This window comes from Vibrio chagasii, from assembly GCA_041879415.1.
Taxonomy (GTDB): domain Bacteria; phylum Pseudomonadota; class Gammaproteobacteria; order Enterobacterales; family Vibrionaceae; genus Vibrio.
Window position 1 is genome coordinate 364,599 of record CP090852.1, and the last position, 17,910, is coordinate 382,508.

General features: G+C 44.1%; 16 protein-coding genes. 5 read left to right on the forward strand and 11 right to left on the reverse strand.

The genetic code is table 11. The annotated features are described in order from the left end of the window. The first annotated feature begins 109 nt into the window (after positions 1-109). The 3 genes from L0991_15585 to L0991_15595 all read left to right on the forward strand — a co-directional run bounded on the left by L0991_15585 (position 110) and on the right by L0991_15595 (position 3,301). Positions 110-487 (forward strand): NirD/YgiW/YdeI family stress tolerance protein, encoded by a 378-nt coding sequence (locus L0991_15585; protein XGB64972.1) that lies wholly within the window; start codon positions 110-112, stop codon positions 485-487. Between the two features lie 98 nt (positions 488-585). Continuing rightward, positions 586-1,110, forward strand: a complete 525-nt coding sequence (locus L0991_15590; GenBank protein XGB64973.1) for a hypothetical protein — start codon at positions 586-588, stop codon at positions 1,108-1,110. Between the two features lie 370 nt (positions 1,111-1,480). Next, complete coding sequence (locus L0991_15595; GenBank protein XGB64974.1) at positions 1,481-3,301, forward strand: methyl-accepting chemotaxis protein; 1,821 nt, start codon at positions 1,481-1,483, stop codon at positions 3,299-3,301. Between the two features lie 125 nt (positions 3,302-3,426). Here the strand turns inward: L0991_15595 and L0991_15600 are convergent, their stop codons facing one another. The 4 genes from L0991_15600 to L0991_15615 form a co-directional block, all read right to left on the reverse strand. Then, positions 3,427-5,010, reverse strand: coding sequence for an ABC-F family ATPase (locus tag L0991_15600; GenBank protein XGB65456.1), 1,584 nt, complete (start codon positions 5,008-5,010; stop codon positions 3,427-3,429). 299 nt (positions 5,011-5,309) lie between these two features. After that, complete coding sequence (locus L0991_15605) at positions 5,310-5,996, reverse strand: RimK/LysX family protein (protein ID XGB64975.1); 687 nt, start codon at positions 5,994-5,996, stop codon at positions 5,310-5,312. Positions 5,997-6,010: 14 nt separating this feature from the next. After that, on the reverse strand, positions 6,011-7,195 hold the full coding sequence (locus tag L0991_15610; GenBank protein ID XGB64976.1) for an aspartate/tyrosine/aromatic aminotransferase: 1,185 nt from the start codon (positions 7,193-7,195) through the stop codon (positions 6,011-6,013). A gap of 193 nt (positions 7,196-7,388) precedes the next feature. Continuing rightward, a complete protein-coding gene (locus tag L0991_15615; GenBank protein ID XGB64977.1) occupies positions 7,389-8,237 on the reverse strand; it encodes an AraC family transcriptional regulator in 849 nt (282 codons plus the stop codon). Between the two features lie 90 nt (positions 8,238-8,327). Between L0991_15615 and L0991_15620 the strand changes: the two genes are divergently transcribed. Next, positions 8,328-9,755, forward strand: a complete 1,428-nt coding sequence (locus L0991_15620; GenBank protein XGB64978.1) for an MATE family efflux transporter — start codon at positions 8,328-8,330, stop codon at positions 9,753-9,755. Between the two features lie 117 nt (positions 9,756-9,872). On the opposite strand, the gene nrdG is transcribed toward L0991_15620, so the two are convergent. Beyond that, entirely contained in the window at positions 9,873-10,343 is a 471-nt protein-coding gene (gene nrdG, locus L0991_15625) for an anaerobic ribonucleoside-triphosphate reductase-activating protein (GenBank protein ID XGB64979.1), read from the reverse strand. Positions 10,344-10,497: 154 nt separating this feature from the next. Next, positions 10,498-12,618, reverse strand: a complete 2,121-nt coding sequence (gene nrdD, locus L0991_15630; GenBank protein ID XGB64980.1) for an anaerobic ribonucleoside-triphosphate reductase — start codon at positions 12,616-12,618, stop codon at positions 10,498-10,500. Positions 12,619-12,921: 303 nt separating this feature from the next. On the opposite strand from nrdD, the gene L0991_15635 reads away from it, so the two are divergent. After that, positions 12,922-13,797, forward strand: coding sequence for an endonuclease/exonuclease/phosphatase family protein (locus L0991_15635; GenBank protein XGB64981.1), 876 nt, complete (start codon positions 12,922-12,924; stop codon positions 13,795-13,797). 100 nt (positions 13,798-13,897) lie between these two features. Here L0991_15635 and L0991_15640 read toward each other — a convergent pair whose 3' ends face one another. The 5 genes from L0991_15640 to L0991_15660 form a co-directional block, all read right to left on the reverse strand. Next, a complete protein-coding gene (locus L0991_15640) occupies positions 13,898-14,329 on the reverse strand; it encodes a YeeE/YedE family protein (GenBank protein XGB64982.1) in 432 nt (143 codons plus the stop codon). Further along, positions 14,329-14,790, reverse strand: coding sequence for a YeeE/YedE family protein (locus L0991_15645; GenBank protein ID XGB64983.1), 462 nt, complete (start codon positions 14,788-14,790; stop codon positions 14,329-14,331). The genes L0991_15640 and L0991_15645 overlap by 1 nt, the downstream gene beginning before the upstream one ends. Before the next feature lie 207 nt (positions 14,791-14,997). Next, complete coding sequence (locus L0991_15650) at positions 14,998-16,230, reverse strand: glycosyltransferase family 4 protein (protein ID XGB64984.1); 1,233 nt, start codon at positions 16,228-16,230, stop codon at positions 14,998-15,000. Between the two features lie 88 nt (positions 16,231-16,318). Beyond that, complete coding sequence (locus tag L0991_15655) at positions 16,319-16,783, reverse strand: GNAT family N-acetyltransferase (protein XGB65457.1); 465 nt, start codon at positions 16,781-16,783, stop codon at positions 16,319-16,321. Positions 16,784-16,806: 23 nt separating this feature from the next. Further along, a complete protein-coding gene (locus tag L0991_15660; GenBank protein XGB65458.1) occupies positions 16,807-17,904 on the reverse strand; it encodes a ketoacyl-ACP synthase III in 1,098 nt (365 codons plus the stop codon). Positions 17,905-17,910: the final 6 nt, after the last annotated feature.

Sequence of the window (17,910 nt, forward strand, 5' to 3'; positions counted from 1 at the left end):
ATGAATGGAAAATGAATGTGTTACTCACTCTAGATTCAAACCGAGTGTTGTTTAATAGCCTCATCGAAACAAAACGTTTCAACTAACAAACAACATTAAGGGATTCACCATGAAAAAAACTGTATTAGCTATCGCAACCACTATTATCCTTGCTCCAACTTTCGCAATGGCTGGTGACCACAAAGACAATAAGCACGAGAGCTCTATTGCTTACACAGGACCTATTGAAACTGTTTCTGTTGCGACACTACTTGCAGACACAAGCATGTTTTCTGAGCAAGACGCAATTGTAGACGGCAAGATTGTTCGCCAGCTTAAGAACGATACATTCATCTTCTCTGATGGCCAGAGCGAGATTCAAATCGAACTGGATGACGATATCCGCCTAGCACAGCCACTAACAGCAGATACAAAAGTACGTATCTTCGGCGAGTATGAAGGTGGCAAAACACCTGAAATCGAGGTTGACCACATCCAAGTCCTATAAGCGACACAGATAAAACTATCGACTTCAAATAAATTGGCCTGCATATTGCAGGCTTTTTTGTATTATACTGCCGCAAATACAATTTATATGGAGTCACCATGCTAGGTTGCACTAAAAAGACTGTCCTTTTAGGACTAGCTGCACTGTGTTCTTTCTCTGCGTCTGCAAACAACTTTAACTACAACACATTCGAGCTGCGCATGGGTACCAGCCCTAGTACCTTCGGTGGTGAAGTCACAACCATGTTTACTCAGAACTCACACTTTGTTGCCCGTATCGATTCAGAATTCGAAAGTGATTGGGATGCAGCAGTGGGTATGGGATTTAATGGCCCTATTAGCCAATTCGCCGATGTGACCGGGCAAATGCTTCTGCACAACATTGAACGTAATGACGACAACCATATCAAAACGGAAATTAACCTAGGTTTAAGAGCTTGGTTAATGGCAAACGTTGAAGTCAACGCACGCCTTGGTCAACTGATTGACAATGACGACACTCGCTCAATCGTAGGTGTTGGTGCTCGTTTCCATTCAACAGATCAACTTTCTGTAGGTTTGGACATGCGTAATAACGGTACTTACGGCCATCAGTTCTTAATGTCAGCTCGATTCGGTTTCTAAACCTTTAAAAGCATTGACCAAAACAACTAACCTAATTTCAAAGCCGACTTCCTAAAATCGGCTTTATTTATTATATAAATCAGTCAATTAACAAATCCCCACTATCCTAAGCCCTCAAGATTTTTGCTCAACGACACTTGAATAACGTCCATCGATCTATTCAATTTACTAGATTGCCAATTACCTGTTTTAGTTACTTTTTATATTAGCAATTTATTAATAAAAGCTAATTGATAAAACAACTTTACGATAGTACGGCGTACTGATACTCTCTCCAAAAAATTAATAGAGTGAAGTACCGTAAATGGGTGTTAACAGCATTTCAATCAAGAACAAACTTACATTAATATTTGTTGTGATTATTTTCGCAATGACGATGATCCAAACTTATATTACTGGCAAACAACTGTTAAATGAGACTTACCGCTCTATTCAACAGTACTCTTCCACACTGACCGATGCGAATGTCGCAGGCATTGAAAAGTGGATTGAGGGACGTATCAATGTCGTAAACGCAGCGAAAAATGCGTTCAAATACACAGACAACCCATCCACCTATTTCACGCAGAGTACGAACGCAGGTCGATTCCAAATTGCTTACGCTGGTCTTTCCGATGGTCGTTTCCTACAAGGCGTTGATTTACCTGTACCTGAAGGCTACGACCCTCGAACTCGAGATTGGTACAAAGTACCTATGTCTACTGGCAAAACGGTCGTAACCGAACCTTATGTAGACGTGGCAACCAATGACCTAGTTGTGACCATTGCAAGCCCATTCAACACAAGTGGTTACTCAGGTGTCATCGGCGCGGATCTTAACCTAAACACTTTGATCAACGACGTGGTAAGTATTGAACAACCTGGTGTTTACGCATTCCTTGTAGATGGCAGTGGCAAGATTGTTGCTCATAGGGACCGTAATCTCACACTTAAATCGGTTGCTAACGTTTCGCCAAACCTTTCAGCGAACAAGATCAAATCGTTGTCTCAAGATCCAGGTTTCGAAGAAATCAGCATTGATGGCGCAGAGTCCCTACTTTCAGCGAAGAAAGTTCCTCATACTGATTGGTACTTCACTGTCGTAATCGATAAAACCCTATCATTTGCCTCTTACCGCTCTTTACTGCGTCAATCGGCTATCTTTGGCCTGATTCAGCTTGCCGTTATTGCATTCGTGGCAATGTTTATCATCAAAAAAGCACTAGCACCGCTAACAACGCTCAGCTCGGCAATGGAAGCTCTATCTAAAGGCGATGGTGACCTAACACAGCGTATCTCGGTAAACAGCAAAGACGAGATCGGCACACTGGCACATCACGTCAATGCCTTCATAGCCAAGCTACAAGAAATTGTTCGTGATATCGCAGACTCTTCGAGCCAGTTGAACGAGCAATCTGAAGTCAGTACCAATGTTGCACGCCAAACAAGTGATGGCCTAACGGTTCAATTGCATGAAATCTCGCAGATCGCGACTGCAGTACATGAAATGTCGGCAACGGCAGAGGAAGTGGCAAACAACGCACAAATGACAGCAGATTCCGCAATCAGCTCTACTGAGAACTGCGAACAAGGCAAGCAAGTGATTATCCGTAACCAAGATTCAATCACTAACCTTGCACAACAGGTAGAAAACGCGTCTGGCATTATTCAAGAACTTGAAAAGAATGCATTAGACATCAATGCGATCCTCTCGACGATCTCTGACATCGCTGAGCAAACTAACCTACTTGCACTTAATGCAGCAATTGAAGCGGCGCGTGCCGGTGAACAAGGCCGTGGTTTCGCCGTTGTTGCAGATGAAGTTCGAGTACTGTCTCAGCGTACTCACAGCTCAACCGATGAGATTCGTGAAATGATCGAGACTCTACAGAAAAACAGCGTGAGTGCTGTTGAATCGATGCAACGTAGCCAAGACTTGGCTCAATCCAGTGTCGATGATGCCAACAATGCGACCACGGCACTTGAAGAGATCGCTTCATCCATACAGCAAATTTCAGATATGGCGTCACATATCTCAAATGCGGCATCTGAGCAAAGAACCGTGACTGGCGAGGTAAGCAAAAACATCCAATTGGTTAATGATGTGTCAGACAAGATGTCGACAGAAGCGGACAACTCACGCCACCTTTCTGAAGAACTTCGTGGAATCGCTCAACAACTGAATTCTCAAGTTCAACTATTCAAGTACTAACAACGTCTTGATGTTTTTGTTCTTCTAAGAAAAAGCCCCGACCACAACCGTGCTCGGGGCTTTTTACATCTAGTGCTGGACCATTAATGTCAGTCCAGCACCAGAATTAATGACATTGGAGACGATTATAGTTTAACCATCAACATCTTTTTCTGATGATCTAAGTACTCTTCATAAGTACCTTGGAAACTCACTAGCTGCTGGTCTTTCACATCAATAATGTGTGTCGCAAGTGAAGATACAAATTCACGGTCGTGACTCACGAAGATAAGCGTCCCCGGGTATACTTTAAGTGCATCGTTGAGCGCTTGGATCGCTTCCATATCCATGTGGTTCGTTGGTTCGTCCATCACAAGCACGTTAATGTCTTGCATCATTAGCTTGCCAAATAACAGGCGGTTCTTTTCTCCACCAGAACAGTTACGCGCTTTCTTGTTTGCATCGTCAGCAGTAAACAATAAACGACCTAGAATCCCACGTACCATTAAGTCATCGTGCTTCGCTGTGCGCCACTGGGAGATCCAATCGAAAATGCTCAGGTCGTTATCAAAGTCTGCACTACTATCTTGTGGGCAGTAGCCAACAGATGCGTTTTCAGACCATTTTACAATGCCTTGGTTTTGCTCAAATTCACCGACTAAACAACGTAGTAACGTGGTTTTACCCACACCGTTCTCACCAATAACCGCAAGGCGTGTACCCGCTTCAAGTAACAAGTTACCACCAGCAAATAACGTTTCACCTTCGAAACCGTGGCCTAGCTCTTGAAGTTCGAGCGCTTGGCGGTGTAGCTTCTTACCTTCGCCGAAGTTAATCGACGGGCTCATACGGCTCGAAGACTTCACTTCATCAAGAGTGATCTTTTCCATTTTCTTAGCACGAGAACTAGCTTGCTTCGCTTTCGATGCATTGGCACCGAAACGGTTCACGAAATCCTGAAGTTCATTGATTTCGGCTGTCTTCTTCGCGTTGGAAGCCAGAAGTTGCTCACGACGCAAACCTGATGCTTCTAGGAAGTACTCATAGTTACCCGGGTAGATACGCAATTCACCGTAGTCGATGTCCGCCATGTGCGTACATACTGAGTTCAGGAAGTGCCTATCGTGCGAAATGATGATCATTGTACATTTACGCTGGTTTAGCTCTTCAGCAAGCCAGTTGATGGTGTGAATGTCCAAGTTGTTGGTTGGTTCATCAAGTAACAGAATATCTGGATTCGCAAACAGCGCTTGAGCCAAAAGGACACGCAGTTTCCAACCCGGAGCAACTTGCTGCATCAAGCCAAAGTGTAGCTCTTCTTCGATACCCGCTTGGATAAGAATATCGCCAGCACGGCTTTCTGCTGTGTAGCCATCCATTTCAGCGAATTCGCTTTCAAGCTCTGCCACTTTCATCCCATCTTCTTCGCTCATTTCAGGCAAAGAGTAAATGCGGTCACGCTCTTGTTTTACTTCCCATAACTTTCTATCACCCATGATCACAACGTCAATTACGCTGTACTGTTCAAAAGCAAACTGATCTTGGCTCAATACGCCCAGTTTTTCCCCAGGAGTAATGGAAACGTTGCCCGAGCTCGGCGCTAGCGCACCACTTAGGATTTTCATGAACGTCGATTTGCCGCAACCATTGGCGCCAATCAGACCATAGCGATTGCCGTTACCAAATTTAGCAGAGATGTTTTCAAACAAAGGCTCTGCGCCAAATTGCATTGTGATGTTCGCGGTAGATATCAAAGAAGTAATTCCTAAGCGTGTACTGGATAGATAATTATTAGGTTGTTGGATAAACCTAAATAAGGACTACGAAAGTATGGGTTAAACAAAAATGAAGCGCGGATTATATAGAGATCAGGATCACATTGTCGAGGCTAAACAGTGAACGGATGACGTACAGAGCAGAATTATCAGTATTTACCCCAATTACGGTCGAAAAAACGAAAAAATCCCTGCTAATTCAATTAGCAGGGATTCGATTATTAGAAAGTTAACGTGTCAGAATAGCTCTGAAACTATTTAGTCACTTTCTTCTGAACGTATTTCTTGCTTACGTCGACAACCGCCACATCTCTAAAGAAGCTTCTTCCCAACAGAAGTGGGAAAGAAAGGTGCGTTCGGTCTGCTAGAGTAAATTCAGTTTTGTCTTTTAGATCACCAATCTGGATCGAAGCAACTACCACAGCACGACGTTGTGTGCCTTCTGCACTTGATTGCTTGATCTTAACCCAACGTTCTACAGGTAGGCTGATCTCTTCTGTTGTGATGCCATCGTGCTCGATTTTGAACTTAACCCAATCTTTACCGTCACGTTCAAAATCTACGATATCAACAGCGCTGATTGAAGATGTCGTCGCACCGGTATCTACACGCGCTTTAAATGCCTCTTTCAAGCCAGGAACAAATACCCACTCTTCCTCACCAAGGATCAGTTTACCGTCACTGGTTTTGGTTGGTTTTGCTACCGGTTTTTCTTCAGGCTTTGGTTTCGCTTCTGGTTCAGTTGGTTTTACTTCTTCAGGCTTCTCTGCAGGTTCCGTTACTTTGTCGCCTTCAGTTGCGTCTGTCTTAGAAGAATCGTCAACAACTGGTTGTTCGATCTGAGGCTTTTGCTCTGGTTCAACCGGTACTTGAGTCGTGGTTGTACAAGCAAACAAGCCGCCACTTAACATTAGGGTTACAATCGCTTTCCAATTATACATTCAGTCACCTTCTATTATTTTGATACGTTGGCTATCGCTTTCGCTACGTAAGGAATATGTGATTCAGAAAGGCCTGCAATATTGATGCGTCCATCACCAACACCGTAGATGCCATATTCTTCACGTAATTGATTCATTTGAGTTTCTTTAAAGCCTAGTACAGTAAACATACCTTTATGACTTTCAATGAAATCAAATTGTGACGTGTTATAAGTATTTCGCAATTCATCACATAAACTTTGGCGCAGATTTAACAAACGTTGCTGCATTTCACTCAACTCTTGCTTCCAAATCGTTGTTAGCTCTTGATTCTGAAGAATTGTTTTTACCAACGCCGCACCGTGATCTGGCGGCATGGTGTAAGTTGAGCGAGCAAGCGTCAGTAACTTACCTTTCGCATTGCCAACATGTTCGCTGTTTTTACCAATCACAATCGCAGCGCCCGTTCTTTCACGGTACAAGCCGAAGTTCTTTGAGCAAGAGGTAGTAATTAACATCTCTTCCACGTTGTTCGCCATGTGTTGAAGACCTTTTGCATCTTCTTCTAGACCGTCACCAAAGCCTTGGTAAGCAATATCAACGAACGGTAAGAAACCATTTTTCTGCGACAATTTCGTGATTTCCTGCCACGCTTCAAAGTCGATATCAGCACCCGTTGGGTTATGACAGCAACCGTGCAGTAGTACCACGTCTGATGGACCCGCTTTCGATAGGTCATCTAACATTCTTGCAGTATCCACTTGCTTCGTTTCAGGACTGAAGTAATTGTAGTATCGAACTTTTAAGCCTGCCGCTTCCATCACAGGTTTGTGGTTCACATAGCTTGGGTTTGAAATCCAAACTGTGGTGTCTGGTTGAGAAACTTTCATTAAGTCACCCAACATTCGAAGTGCACCACTTGCACCTGGTGTTTGAATCGCAGCAACACGATCCATTGCAGAAGTCCCTTTAAGCAGCAGATCAACCATGCTTTGGTTAAACTCTTCACAGCCCGCTAGGCCAACGTAAGCTTTAGTTTTCTGTGTTTCAACAACGATATCTTGAGCCATAGATACGGCTTTCATGATAGGTGTTTCGCCTTGGTCGTTTTTATAAACGCCAATGCCTAAATCGACTTTGTCAGTGCGAGTATCGCCGCGGTAAGCAACAGAAAGAGATAGAATTGGATCTAAAGTTGGTTTTGGTAGATGTGAAAACATGAAAGTCACAACCCTTTGAAATTCAAGTAATGAACTTCACGTTAACATTATCGTAGTCAAATCAGAAACATTTTTTAAGAGAAGCGCTGAGTTCACAGAAGTAATCAGAGATTGGTCATTTTACCGGGCAAATTCGTGCAAAAATCAAACAACTATTAATATTTCCACTAATAAAAGTGAGTGTAGATAACAATCAGCTCCCAATTGTGGCGCCACGTTTGAATTGCCTTGGTGTCATTCCCGACCATGCTTTAAATCGAGTACTAAAATTGGCCGCATTAGGATACCCAACGATCTCACCAATGTGTTGAATAGACCAGTCGCTCGATTTCAATAAACGCGCCGCGTACTCCATTCTCATTCGCATGATATGTGTCATCGGACTATGAGAGTAATAACGCTGGCACAAGCGATGGAAGTGAGGCTCTGAACAAGGAACCAAGTTTGCTAATTCATGTACATTCCACTCTTTGTGAAGCTGCTTTTGAACATTGTCGAATACGCGCCTCAAACGGACCAGATTTCGTGACTGGTGGTTAGGAACCGGTGCATTAATCAAAAACTCAATCTGTGCCACACTGTGATTGGCGATAGCACCACCCAAATCAATCGGCAAGGCAATGCTTCTCAACAGAGTATGTATGCAAGACGAGACAACTTCTGCCGCAGGCGAGAGCATATAATTGATTTCATCACTGACGATATTATCCCAGTGTTTATCCGGCGATAAAAAGATCCACGCTATCTGCCATGTTTCTTCTTCAATTCCAAAACCATTCTCGATGCCGGATGGGACCGTAATGCAGGATCCCGGCTCTAGAATGTAACGGCACCCTCCACTCTCTAACCAACCTTTCCCTCTAACAGTGAACAACAACATGTGTTTCTGTTGATTCTTTCTATATACCGAGAAGAATTCGCGGCACGACGCTGTACCACACTGAACGATACCTAGCTCTTCGAATGCCAGAACATGGCTTTGGTCGACAAACTCTTGATGTGTCTTTTCAGAGATCTCGTATCGCTCTTGCTTTTCGCTCATTCCGGTGCCAGCTCATTTAGGTGACCAAACCATAAAAGTAGATAGTTTGACAAAAGTTTGTGATGAGTATGAACAATACAGTGAAATTAAATGCCGATACACTTCTTGCATATTAACGACAAGGGAAATGCGATGCTCTCTACATATCGTCATTTAGACAAAGATTTTTGGCAAAAGCTACTGCACATCGGTTTGCCTGTGTCATTACAAACTATGCTGTTCTCACTGCTCGGCGTAGTTGATATTTTCATGGTCAATCAACTCGGTGACGCAGCAACGGCAGCGGTCGGCGTTGGCAACCGCATATTCTTTTTTAATTTGATCATGGTGTCTGGGATTAGTGGTGCAGTGAGCGTGCTAGCTTCGCAATATTTCGGAGCGGGTGACTTTAACGGCATCCGACGTGTGTTGGCGCAATCATGGGCACTGTCTATTTTGGCCATCATCCCTTTTGTTTTGATTTATACATTGGTTCCTGAATCAGTCGTGTCTGTAGTGGCCTCAGACCCTGATTACATCCGCTTGGCAACGGATTACCTTTGGATAACAGGAGCCAGCCTTATTGGTACCGCAATTGTAGTGCCACTAGAAAGCGCACTGCGATCGGTTGGTGAAGCGAAATTGCCCACAAAAATCAGTATTTGGGCAATCATCGTCAATGCAATTCTAAATGCACTGCTTATCTTCGGATTGTTTGGTTTCCCAGAGCTAGGTGTGGTTGGCGCAGCGATCGGCACTACGGTTTCACGATGCTTTCAAACTGTCGCGCTGGTAGTAATGGCAAGAAAACACTATTCACATTTGTTCCCTACAATCGGCAGTTTGCGCGATGCCATCTTGCCTAAGCACAGAAAGAAGTACTTCAAGATCGCGATTCCTATGCTAGTTCACGATACGGCGTGGGCGGGTGGAATACTGATTTACAATGTCATTGTTGGTCAGATTGGCGTTGGCGAGCTTGCGATCATCTCGTTGTTATCGCCAGTAGAAAGTATCTTAATTTCGGCTTTCTTAGGTTTTGCCGTTGCCGCCTCGATCATCCTTGGTAATGAGATTGGTGCTAAAAACTATCAACGGGTTGAAAATACCGCTTGGGGCTATGTGCTTGTGAGTTGTGCGCTTGCTACTTTGCTAGCACTGGTGTGTTTTATCGCCAAACCCGCCATTGTGCAATTGATCGATTTAACGCATCTGGAACTCAAAGATACAGCGGTTAATGTCACGTTGGTGATGGCGGCTGGCATGATACTACGAGTCTTCAATATGGTTGGCATAGGAGGCGTATTGAAAAGCGGTGGTGACATCAATTACAGCATCTTTATCGACATATTTGGTCAGTGGGCAATTGGTATTCCCCTCGCCTATTTCACTGCTTTAGTACTTGGCTGGTCTTTAGAATGGGTGTTGATGATTGTGTTGCTGGAGGAGCTAGCGAAGATCGCATTAACTAGCCAACGAATCCACTCTAAGAAATGGATAAACAACCTCATAGAAGAGCCGGACCAACTGGCCGCCTAAATACTGACTTGAACTACTAAAACAAACGAAAAGAACTCACACCCAAGGGCTGATTGATTGCATTGCGCTAACCATGATGCCCTTTTTCGTTCACAAACCTACGAAGTGACGACAACCTCAGATATCAGTGAATCGATGGATAATTTGGTTTGAACTACCACGCCAATCCAGCATTGGGTCTGCTTTATCTTGTTCGAAACGCCCATCAATTAAGGTATCAACGTATTCCAGCACTTGCTTCTGATTCTCATCCAATTCATCAAGTTCATAGCCAGTCCACATCCAGATATCTTTACCTTCGCATTCTGCTTTTACACGCTTAACCAACTTCAGTATTTCAGAAACGTTCGCAGGATGTAGAGGATCACCACCAGAAAGCGATAAACCACGGCGTTTGATTCGCGGATCATTAAGATCGGCAATAATGTGGTCTTGTAGCTCTTGAGTGAACAAATGCCCAGAATCCAACCTTTGCGTCGACTGGTTATAACACCCACGGCACTGGTGCACGCAACCCGATACGAACAAGGTGCATCGTGTGCCTGGGCCGTTTACAACGTCGATTGGATGATATTGATGATAATTCATAAGGCAGTATTGAAAACTCGTGATGGCTTAATGGGTTACTTAAAATGTAGCGAGTAGTGAAACCAATAAATTGGTATCGACATTAAGCCGATACCAATCTTGTCTCGTGAAACGTAGATCTTCTAAGTAAGCTAGCTTACGATCTTAAAGCTCACTAAAGGTGCTTCACGCGACGTTTAACTTCTTCTTGCTTACCGAAGTTAAATGGTCGTGCATCTGGGCTACCAAGGTAACCGCAAACACGGCGTGTTACTGATACTTTAGTTGAGTCATGGTTGCCACACTTAGGACAAGTAAAGCCCTTACTCGTACAATCGAACTCACCGTTGTAACCACACTCGTAACACTCATCAATCGGCGTGTTGGTACCGTAGTAAGGAACACGTGTGTAGCTGTAATCCCATACGTTCTCTAGTGCTTCGATGTTTTTCTGCATGTTAGGGAATTCACCGTAACAAATGAAACCACCGCTAGAAATTTCAGGATAAGGCATCTCGAAATCAATCTTATCGTATGGGTTCACTTTCTTCTGCACGTCTAAGTGGAAGCTGTTTGTGTAGTAACCACGGTCTGTTACACCATCAATCACACCAAACTCTTTGGTATCGATACTGCAGAAACGGCTACATAGGTTTTCACTTGGTGTGCCGTAAAGGCTGAACGCGTAACCTGTCTCTTTCGTCCAAGATTCCACTTCACGCTTCATGTACTCCACTAGCTCAAGCGCTTTAGTACGCATTTCGCCATCGTCGTACAAATGAACCTCAGTGCCGTAAAGTGCAGTCATCGCTTCATGGATACCAATGTAACCAAGAGAAACAGAAGCACGGCCGTTCTTGAAGATATCTGCAATGGAATCATCCGCTTTCAAGCGAACACCACATGCACCTTCCATGTATAGGATTGGAGCAACACGTGCCTTCACATTTTCTAGACGAGAAATACGAGTTTCTAATGCGCGACGAGCAAGCTTCAGTTTTTCATCAAGCAACTCGTAGAACTTAGCCATATCTTGTTTTGCGTTGATCGCAATACGTGGCAAGTTCAAGCTCACAACACCTAAGTTGTTACGGCCTTCATGGATAAGTTCGCCATTTTCTTCGTATGTATTCAAGAAGCTACGGCAACCCATAGGTGTTTTGAATGACCCTGTCACTTCTACTACCTTGTCGTAGTTAAGAATGTCTGGGTACATACGTTTAGACGCACACTCAAGTGCCAGTTGCTTGATATCGTAGTTTGGATCTTGTGGCTGGTGGTTCAAACCATCTTTGATAGCAAAGACCAGTTTAGGGAACACGGCTGTTTTACGGTTCTTACCCAAACCTGCAATGCGATTCTTCAAGATAGATTGCTGAATCAGTTTCGAGCCCCAGCTTTCACCTAAGCCAAAACCAAACGTAACGAATGGCGTTTGACCATTAGCGGTGTGCAGTGTGTTTACTTCGTACTCTAGAGATTGGAATGCGTCGTAACACTCTTTCTCAGTGCGAGAAATAGCAAACGCTTCTGGGCTGTGAATGTCCCACTCTTTCGCTAACGATAAATGCTTCTCGTAACTTGCCATCACGTAAGGTTCTAGAACCTCGTCGATACGGTTGATCGTTGTACCGCCGTAAATGTGGCTCGCCACTTGTGCGATGATCTGCGCAGTTACCGCCGTTGCGGTAGAGATAGACTTAGGCGTATCGATTTCCGCGTTACCCATCTTGAAGCCATGCGTTAACATGCCTTTCAAGTCGATAAGCATACAGTTAAACATCGGGAAGAACGGTGCGTAGTCTAAATCGTGGTAGTGAATGTCACCACACTCGTGAGCATGTACGATGTCACGTGGCAAAATGTGAGTTTTTGCATAGTGTTTAGCCACGATACCTGCTAGCAGGTCGCGCTGAGTTGGGATTACTTTGCCATCTTTGTTCGCGTTTTCGTTGATTAGATCAACATTGCTTTCTTCGATCAAACCTTCGATTTCACGAGTTAACGCACTTTGCTTTTCACGAGCGATGTCGCGGTCGTGACGATATTCGATGTATGCGCGTGCCAAAGACTTGTATGGTCCCTGCATTAGCTCGTTCTCGACCATGGTTTGAATTTCAGAGATATGAACTTCATCGTAGTCTTCGAGCTTCAACTCAACTGCTAATGCCACATTCAATGCATAAATAGCAATTTCCTTATCGGTTTTGTCTGATGCTGCTTCCACTGCAGCCTGGATGCGATCTCTACTGAATGGAGCTCTTGAGCCATCACGCTTGATTACGATTGATTTCACCACTTCTCCTTACTCTTGAGGTATTCACAGACTTATCCACAAACACACTATATAGAGCGATTTACCGTTAAACTAACACTAGATATTGTGGCGTATTTAACGAGAACCACCAAACTTGAGTATTGATTTGGATCAATAAAAAGAGAACGCTGACTAAGATCAATTCAATATTATTACGCTAGTTCTCAACTCGAAAAGAAACAATGTAACAATAAAAAAACTGGTAAAAAGAGTTGAATTTTTGGTAAGTGTTGTAGGATAACGGCTCATCAATATTGGTCGACAAATTTAGGGATATTTGGGATGAAACGACTACAAAAGTGGTTAATGTTAGGCTGCCTAATCGGTAACCAAGCAATTGCTGAACCTTTAACCATATCCAGTTGGAATATCGAATGGTTATCAACCAACGAGGCTGTGAATAAGTTTTCTGATAAACGAGAGCAAGCCGACTTCGATAAACTCGGAACGTACTTTCAATCCTTAAACGCCGATGTGGTTGCGTTTCAAGAAGTCGATGACGTAAATGCTATTCAGCGTGTGGCTGGTGATCAATATCAGATCTTAATGTCTGACCGGGCGCTACCTAAGAACAGCAACCACCAATTTAAAGAAGTGAACCAATACACGGGGTTTGCGGTTCGTAAAGGAGTAACCCTCACCGACTACGCTGACTTTCCACTCGAAACTACGTCCAACAGTAAACTTAGGTTTGCCAGCTATATCGTTATAGAGACAGAGACTAAACCCATTCACATGCTATCTGTTCATTTAAAGGCAGGCTGCAGCGGCGCGTATAAGTCCAACCGCGATTGCTCACGTTTAAAAGAGCAAGCTCAGCAATTGAACAAGTGGATAAAGCAAAGAGAGCGCAATAACGAAGACTACGCCATTCTTGGCGACTTTAACCATAACCTCGCGTACTCACGAGATTGGATGTGGAAAGAGTTAACACAATATACTGATGCGCAGTTAGCGACACGAAAGACACGCGCAGACTGCAAAGTGCGCTCTAACCGCAACAACCATCGCACGCATCAGTTCCGCTCTGTTATTGATCATATTGTGGTAAGTGAATCATTGAATGCAGATCCTGCGAAACAACAAGTATTCAAAACACAAGATGTTCTGGACTACAAACTCAGCGATCACTGTCCAGTTTCAACGACCATCAACTAATAGGTGTAGTTCGAAAAAGAGGCCGACTGGCTATAGAGCTAAAGCGAGTCGACCTCTCAAATACTTATATCAAGCCAATTGGACACACGATAAGTTTACCCTAACAGGTTTTATTCGTTAGACCTGCAAGCCACATACCCACTAGCATGCTTATCATAAATACCCATACGGTAGGGTTGCCACCACTAAGACTGGTCACCGCTGGACCAGGACAAAAGCCAGCAAGCCCCCAACCTAAGCCAAACGCTGTGGAACCCACAATCAGCTTTCTGTCGATTACCGGATTATTGCGGCTATCTAATCGCTCACCATTGATCGCTTTATCTCGCTTTTTAATGACTAGATGATAAAACGGCGCAAACACCATCAGTGCACCGCCCATTACGAATGCCAGACTTATGTCCCAATCACCAGTCACATCTAAGAAGCCTAGTACCTTGTTAGGATCTACCATGCCTGAAATAATCATACCCGATCCAAACAAGACTCCAGCAAGCAAACCAACAACGATAGTAAATGAAGAGTTTTTCATTATGCCCCCAAACCTATTAGGTTCTTAACAAGCACAGTAGCCATTGCGACACCCATGAATACACAAGTCGCGATAATTGAACGCTTAGATAAACGCGCCATGCCCACAATGCCATGTCCGCTTGTACAACCATTCGCTGTTTTAGTGCCAAAGCCAACCAACAGACCAGCGATAACCACCACTACGAAATTCATCTCTTCCAGTTGTGGGAGTTGGTAACCGGTAGGAATCAACAACCAACCACTTACGACCATTCCAACAACAAATGCGATGCGCCATTGCTTTTCCGTTTTTTCTGTATCCGTACTTTTACTTTCTTTGTTACTGATGCGAACAGGCAATAATCGACTGACAATTCCGCTAATACCAGCGACTCGACCAATCCCGAGCATTAACACAATGGCCGACATGCCCAACAGCATGCCTCCGAAAAAGGCATTCCAAGGAATCAAACTCAACACAGACCTCTCCTATCCACAAACATCATAACTTTCAATCACAGTAAATTAGAGTTTACTAATAAATATAAATTAGTCAATGCTAATGTAAGTTATCCCATTTATACCCACAATCGGTTCCTTGTCATTCAGCTAGCTGTGAGCTCCCAACAAACAAAAAGCCCTTAGGCGCTAACCTAAGGGCTTTTGATTTCATTTGAGCTGTATCAGCTACTTAGTCTTGTTCTTTTCAGCTATCCACTGTGACATGTACTTGGTGCTTGCCATGGTGTGGTGCTTGAGCATTGAACCGAAGAAATTATCTAATCGATGAGAATCAAGCTCAGAAACCAACGCAGTTATTCGTTCGATCAGTTGATTTCCTAACTTATCTTGCTCGTAATGCGCTTCAAGAATAGAGTGACACTGGCTTTGGGCTTCAAGCCACTTTTCTTCATCGCGATAAAGCTCAACTGCTGCAGCCACAAACTCATCGATATCATCAGCCACCGCACCCGGCCATTGCAGCTCTCCTTGCGGTAGCATGCCTTCGCTGCCGATCTCGCTGGTCACATTCGGGGTTTGTAGCTTCATCGCGTCAAGCAACTTACCTTTAATGCCCGCACCAAAACGTAATGGCGCAACACATACACGTGCCTCTTCCATCACTTCTTGAGCATCTTTAGCCCAACCCTTGATGTGGAAACCGGTTTTAGGATTGTGCAAAGCGGTTGCCTTTGGTGGCGGGTATGAACCGTATATATGAAGCTCAGTATCAGGCAACTGCTTACGAATCTTCGGCCAAACCTTCTGTAACTGAAGCACTGCATCCCAGTTAGGTGCATGCCTAAAATTACCTATCGTCATGAAATGCTTACGTTCTTCATAACTTTTCGTGCGTTCAGGCAAAGTATTAAGATCAACCATGAAAGGTAGATGATGTAGAAGCTTTGGATTGATATTGAACTCAGATTGGAGCAGCTCCATCTCGTAGCTTGAAATGATCAACGAAAGATCACAGCGCAGAATCGCGGCAATTTCACGTTTGGCCAGATCACTGTAAAGATGCTCTTTCGTCAGATCTGTCTCTTTTTTAACAGCTTCATGTCGAGCATTACGTAGGAACTGTAAATCTTCAGTATCCAATAGCTTAAAGGCATTAGGACATACCTTCTCAACACGCCAACCAAATTGTTCTTCCATCATAAAACGGTCAAACATGACAACATCAGGTTGTAGCTGTTCGATGTACTGATCAAAGCTATCGCAATTCAGTTCAATAGATTGGCTCGTGATACCCTCTTCAGAGAGATCGATCATATGCTCGGTCTCTTGAGCAGGCGTTGCGAATTCAACAGACCAGCCTTGTCGCTTAAACAGGCGTAAAAGTGACATCATATGGCTGCCAGCCGCCGATGAATTCGGTTCTGGCCAAACGTAGCCAATTGCTAAAACTTTCTTCAAAACACTTCCTAGAAATAACAAAAGGGACTCTAGAAGCCCCTTATTGAACATTTACTGATGATTATAATAAGTTCTAAGAACTCAGCGATTAGATTCGCTCACCGACATTGCGAGCTATCATAAGCACTTCATCCGCAGAGTACAGATTTGAAATCGTAGTTTCTACTTCTGCACCCAATGTAGATTGATACAGCTTTTGTGCAAAGTTGTCCGCCCTGGTGGTCACTAATACGTGTTTTAGTATCGAGCCTTGCTCTGCAAGTTTCTGCTTCACTTGCGGCAAAGAGCCTAGAATCAGCGTTTTACCCAATCCTTTCCCTTGTGCACTCGGTAACACAGCAAGTTGCTCCAACTCTAAAACAGCTTCAGGCCTAAACCCACTCTTTTGAACCCATATAATGTAACCAACAATCTCACCTTCACTTTCTGCAACAAAGTTAAGAAAGCGTGGCGCTGCATTTAAGTTACATTGTAACCAATTCTTCGAGTTTTGTTGTCGAACAAAAGTAGCTTGGTGAACTAACGCCGCACTATCAAGGTCGGCTTTATCCATTAGACGAACTTGCACCATAACGGCTACTCGCTTTCTGAGTTAGGGCGCGTTTTACAGTGTAAAATGGCCTTCTCTAGTAGCTCTAATGCCGATTGTTCCACTTCTGGCAGTTTGGCATCTGATTGACCTAACGGCTCAACACGGCTACCCCATTTAATGTGGCCTGCACCCCAAGTTAAACCAGCACCAAATGCTGCAACCAGGATATTTGAATTAGGCTTAACAAAACCTTGCTCTAGTGATTCACATAGTGCAATTGGCACGGTCGCTGCCGACGTGTTGCCGTAGTTTTGAATGTTCACAAACGCTTTCTCACGCTCAATGCCCGCCATATCACACAGAGTTTGAATGATACGGATATTTGCTTGGTGTGGAATCACAACATCGATGTTGTCTGTTGAGATGCCAGTACGGCTCAATACCGTGTGTGCTGCTGCACCCATGCCTTTAACCGCACGTTTGAAGATCTCTTTACCTACGAAATCGAAGTCCCAGTAACCGTTATCAGCCGCAAAACGGTCCATTGAAGTACCGAACTTAGGCACTGCTAGAATATCTCGGCCTTCAGCATCACAGCCGATTTGCGCTTCTTGGAGACCAACTTGCTCTTCAGTGCGAGAAAGTACGACAGCACCCGCACCATCACCGAATAGAACCGCAGTATCACGCTTGGTCCAGTCAATGAAGAATGAAAGACGCTCTGCACCGACAACGATAGCGTTGCGGTAATTGCCCGCTTGAATCAATCGAGTTGCTGTTTCAACACCGTAGATGAAGCCTGTACACGCTGCATTAAGGTCAAAAGCTGCTGCGCTCTTGATACCTAAGTTCTGTTGAACTTTAGACGCAGTGTTTGGAATAAGAGAATCTGGGCTACACGTCGCAACGATAACTAGGTCGATGTCTTCAGCCGTTAGGCCAGCACACGCCATTGCGTGTTGAGCAGCAACGGTCGCTAGCTCAGAGGTATTTACATGACTGATACGACGGTTTTCGATACCAGTTCGAGTACGAATCCACTCGTCAGACGTATCAATGAATGTGCTTAAATCATCATTGGACAGCACGGCTGGTGGCAGACACTTTCCCCAGCCCGTAATTTCGGCGTAAAATTTTGTCATCATTTA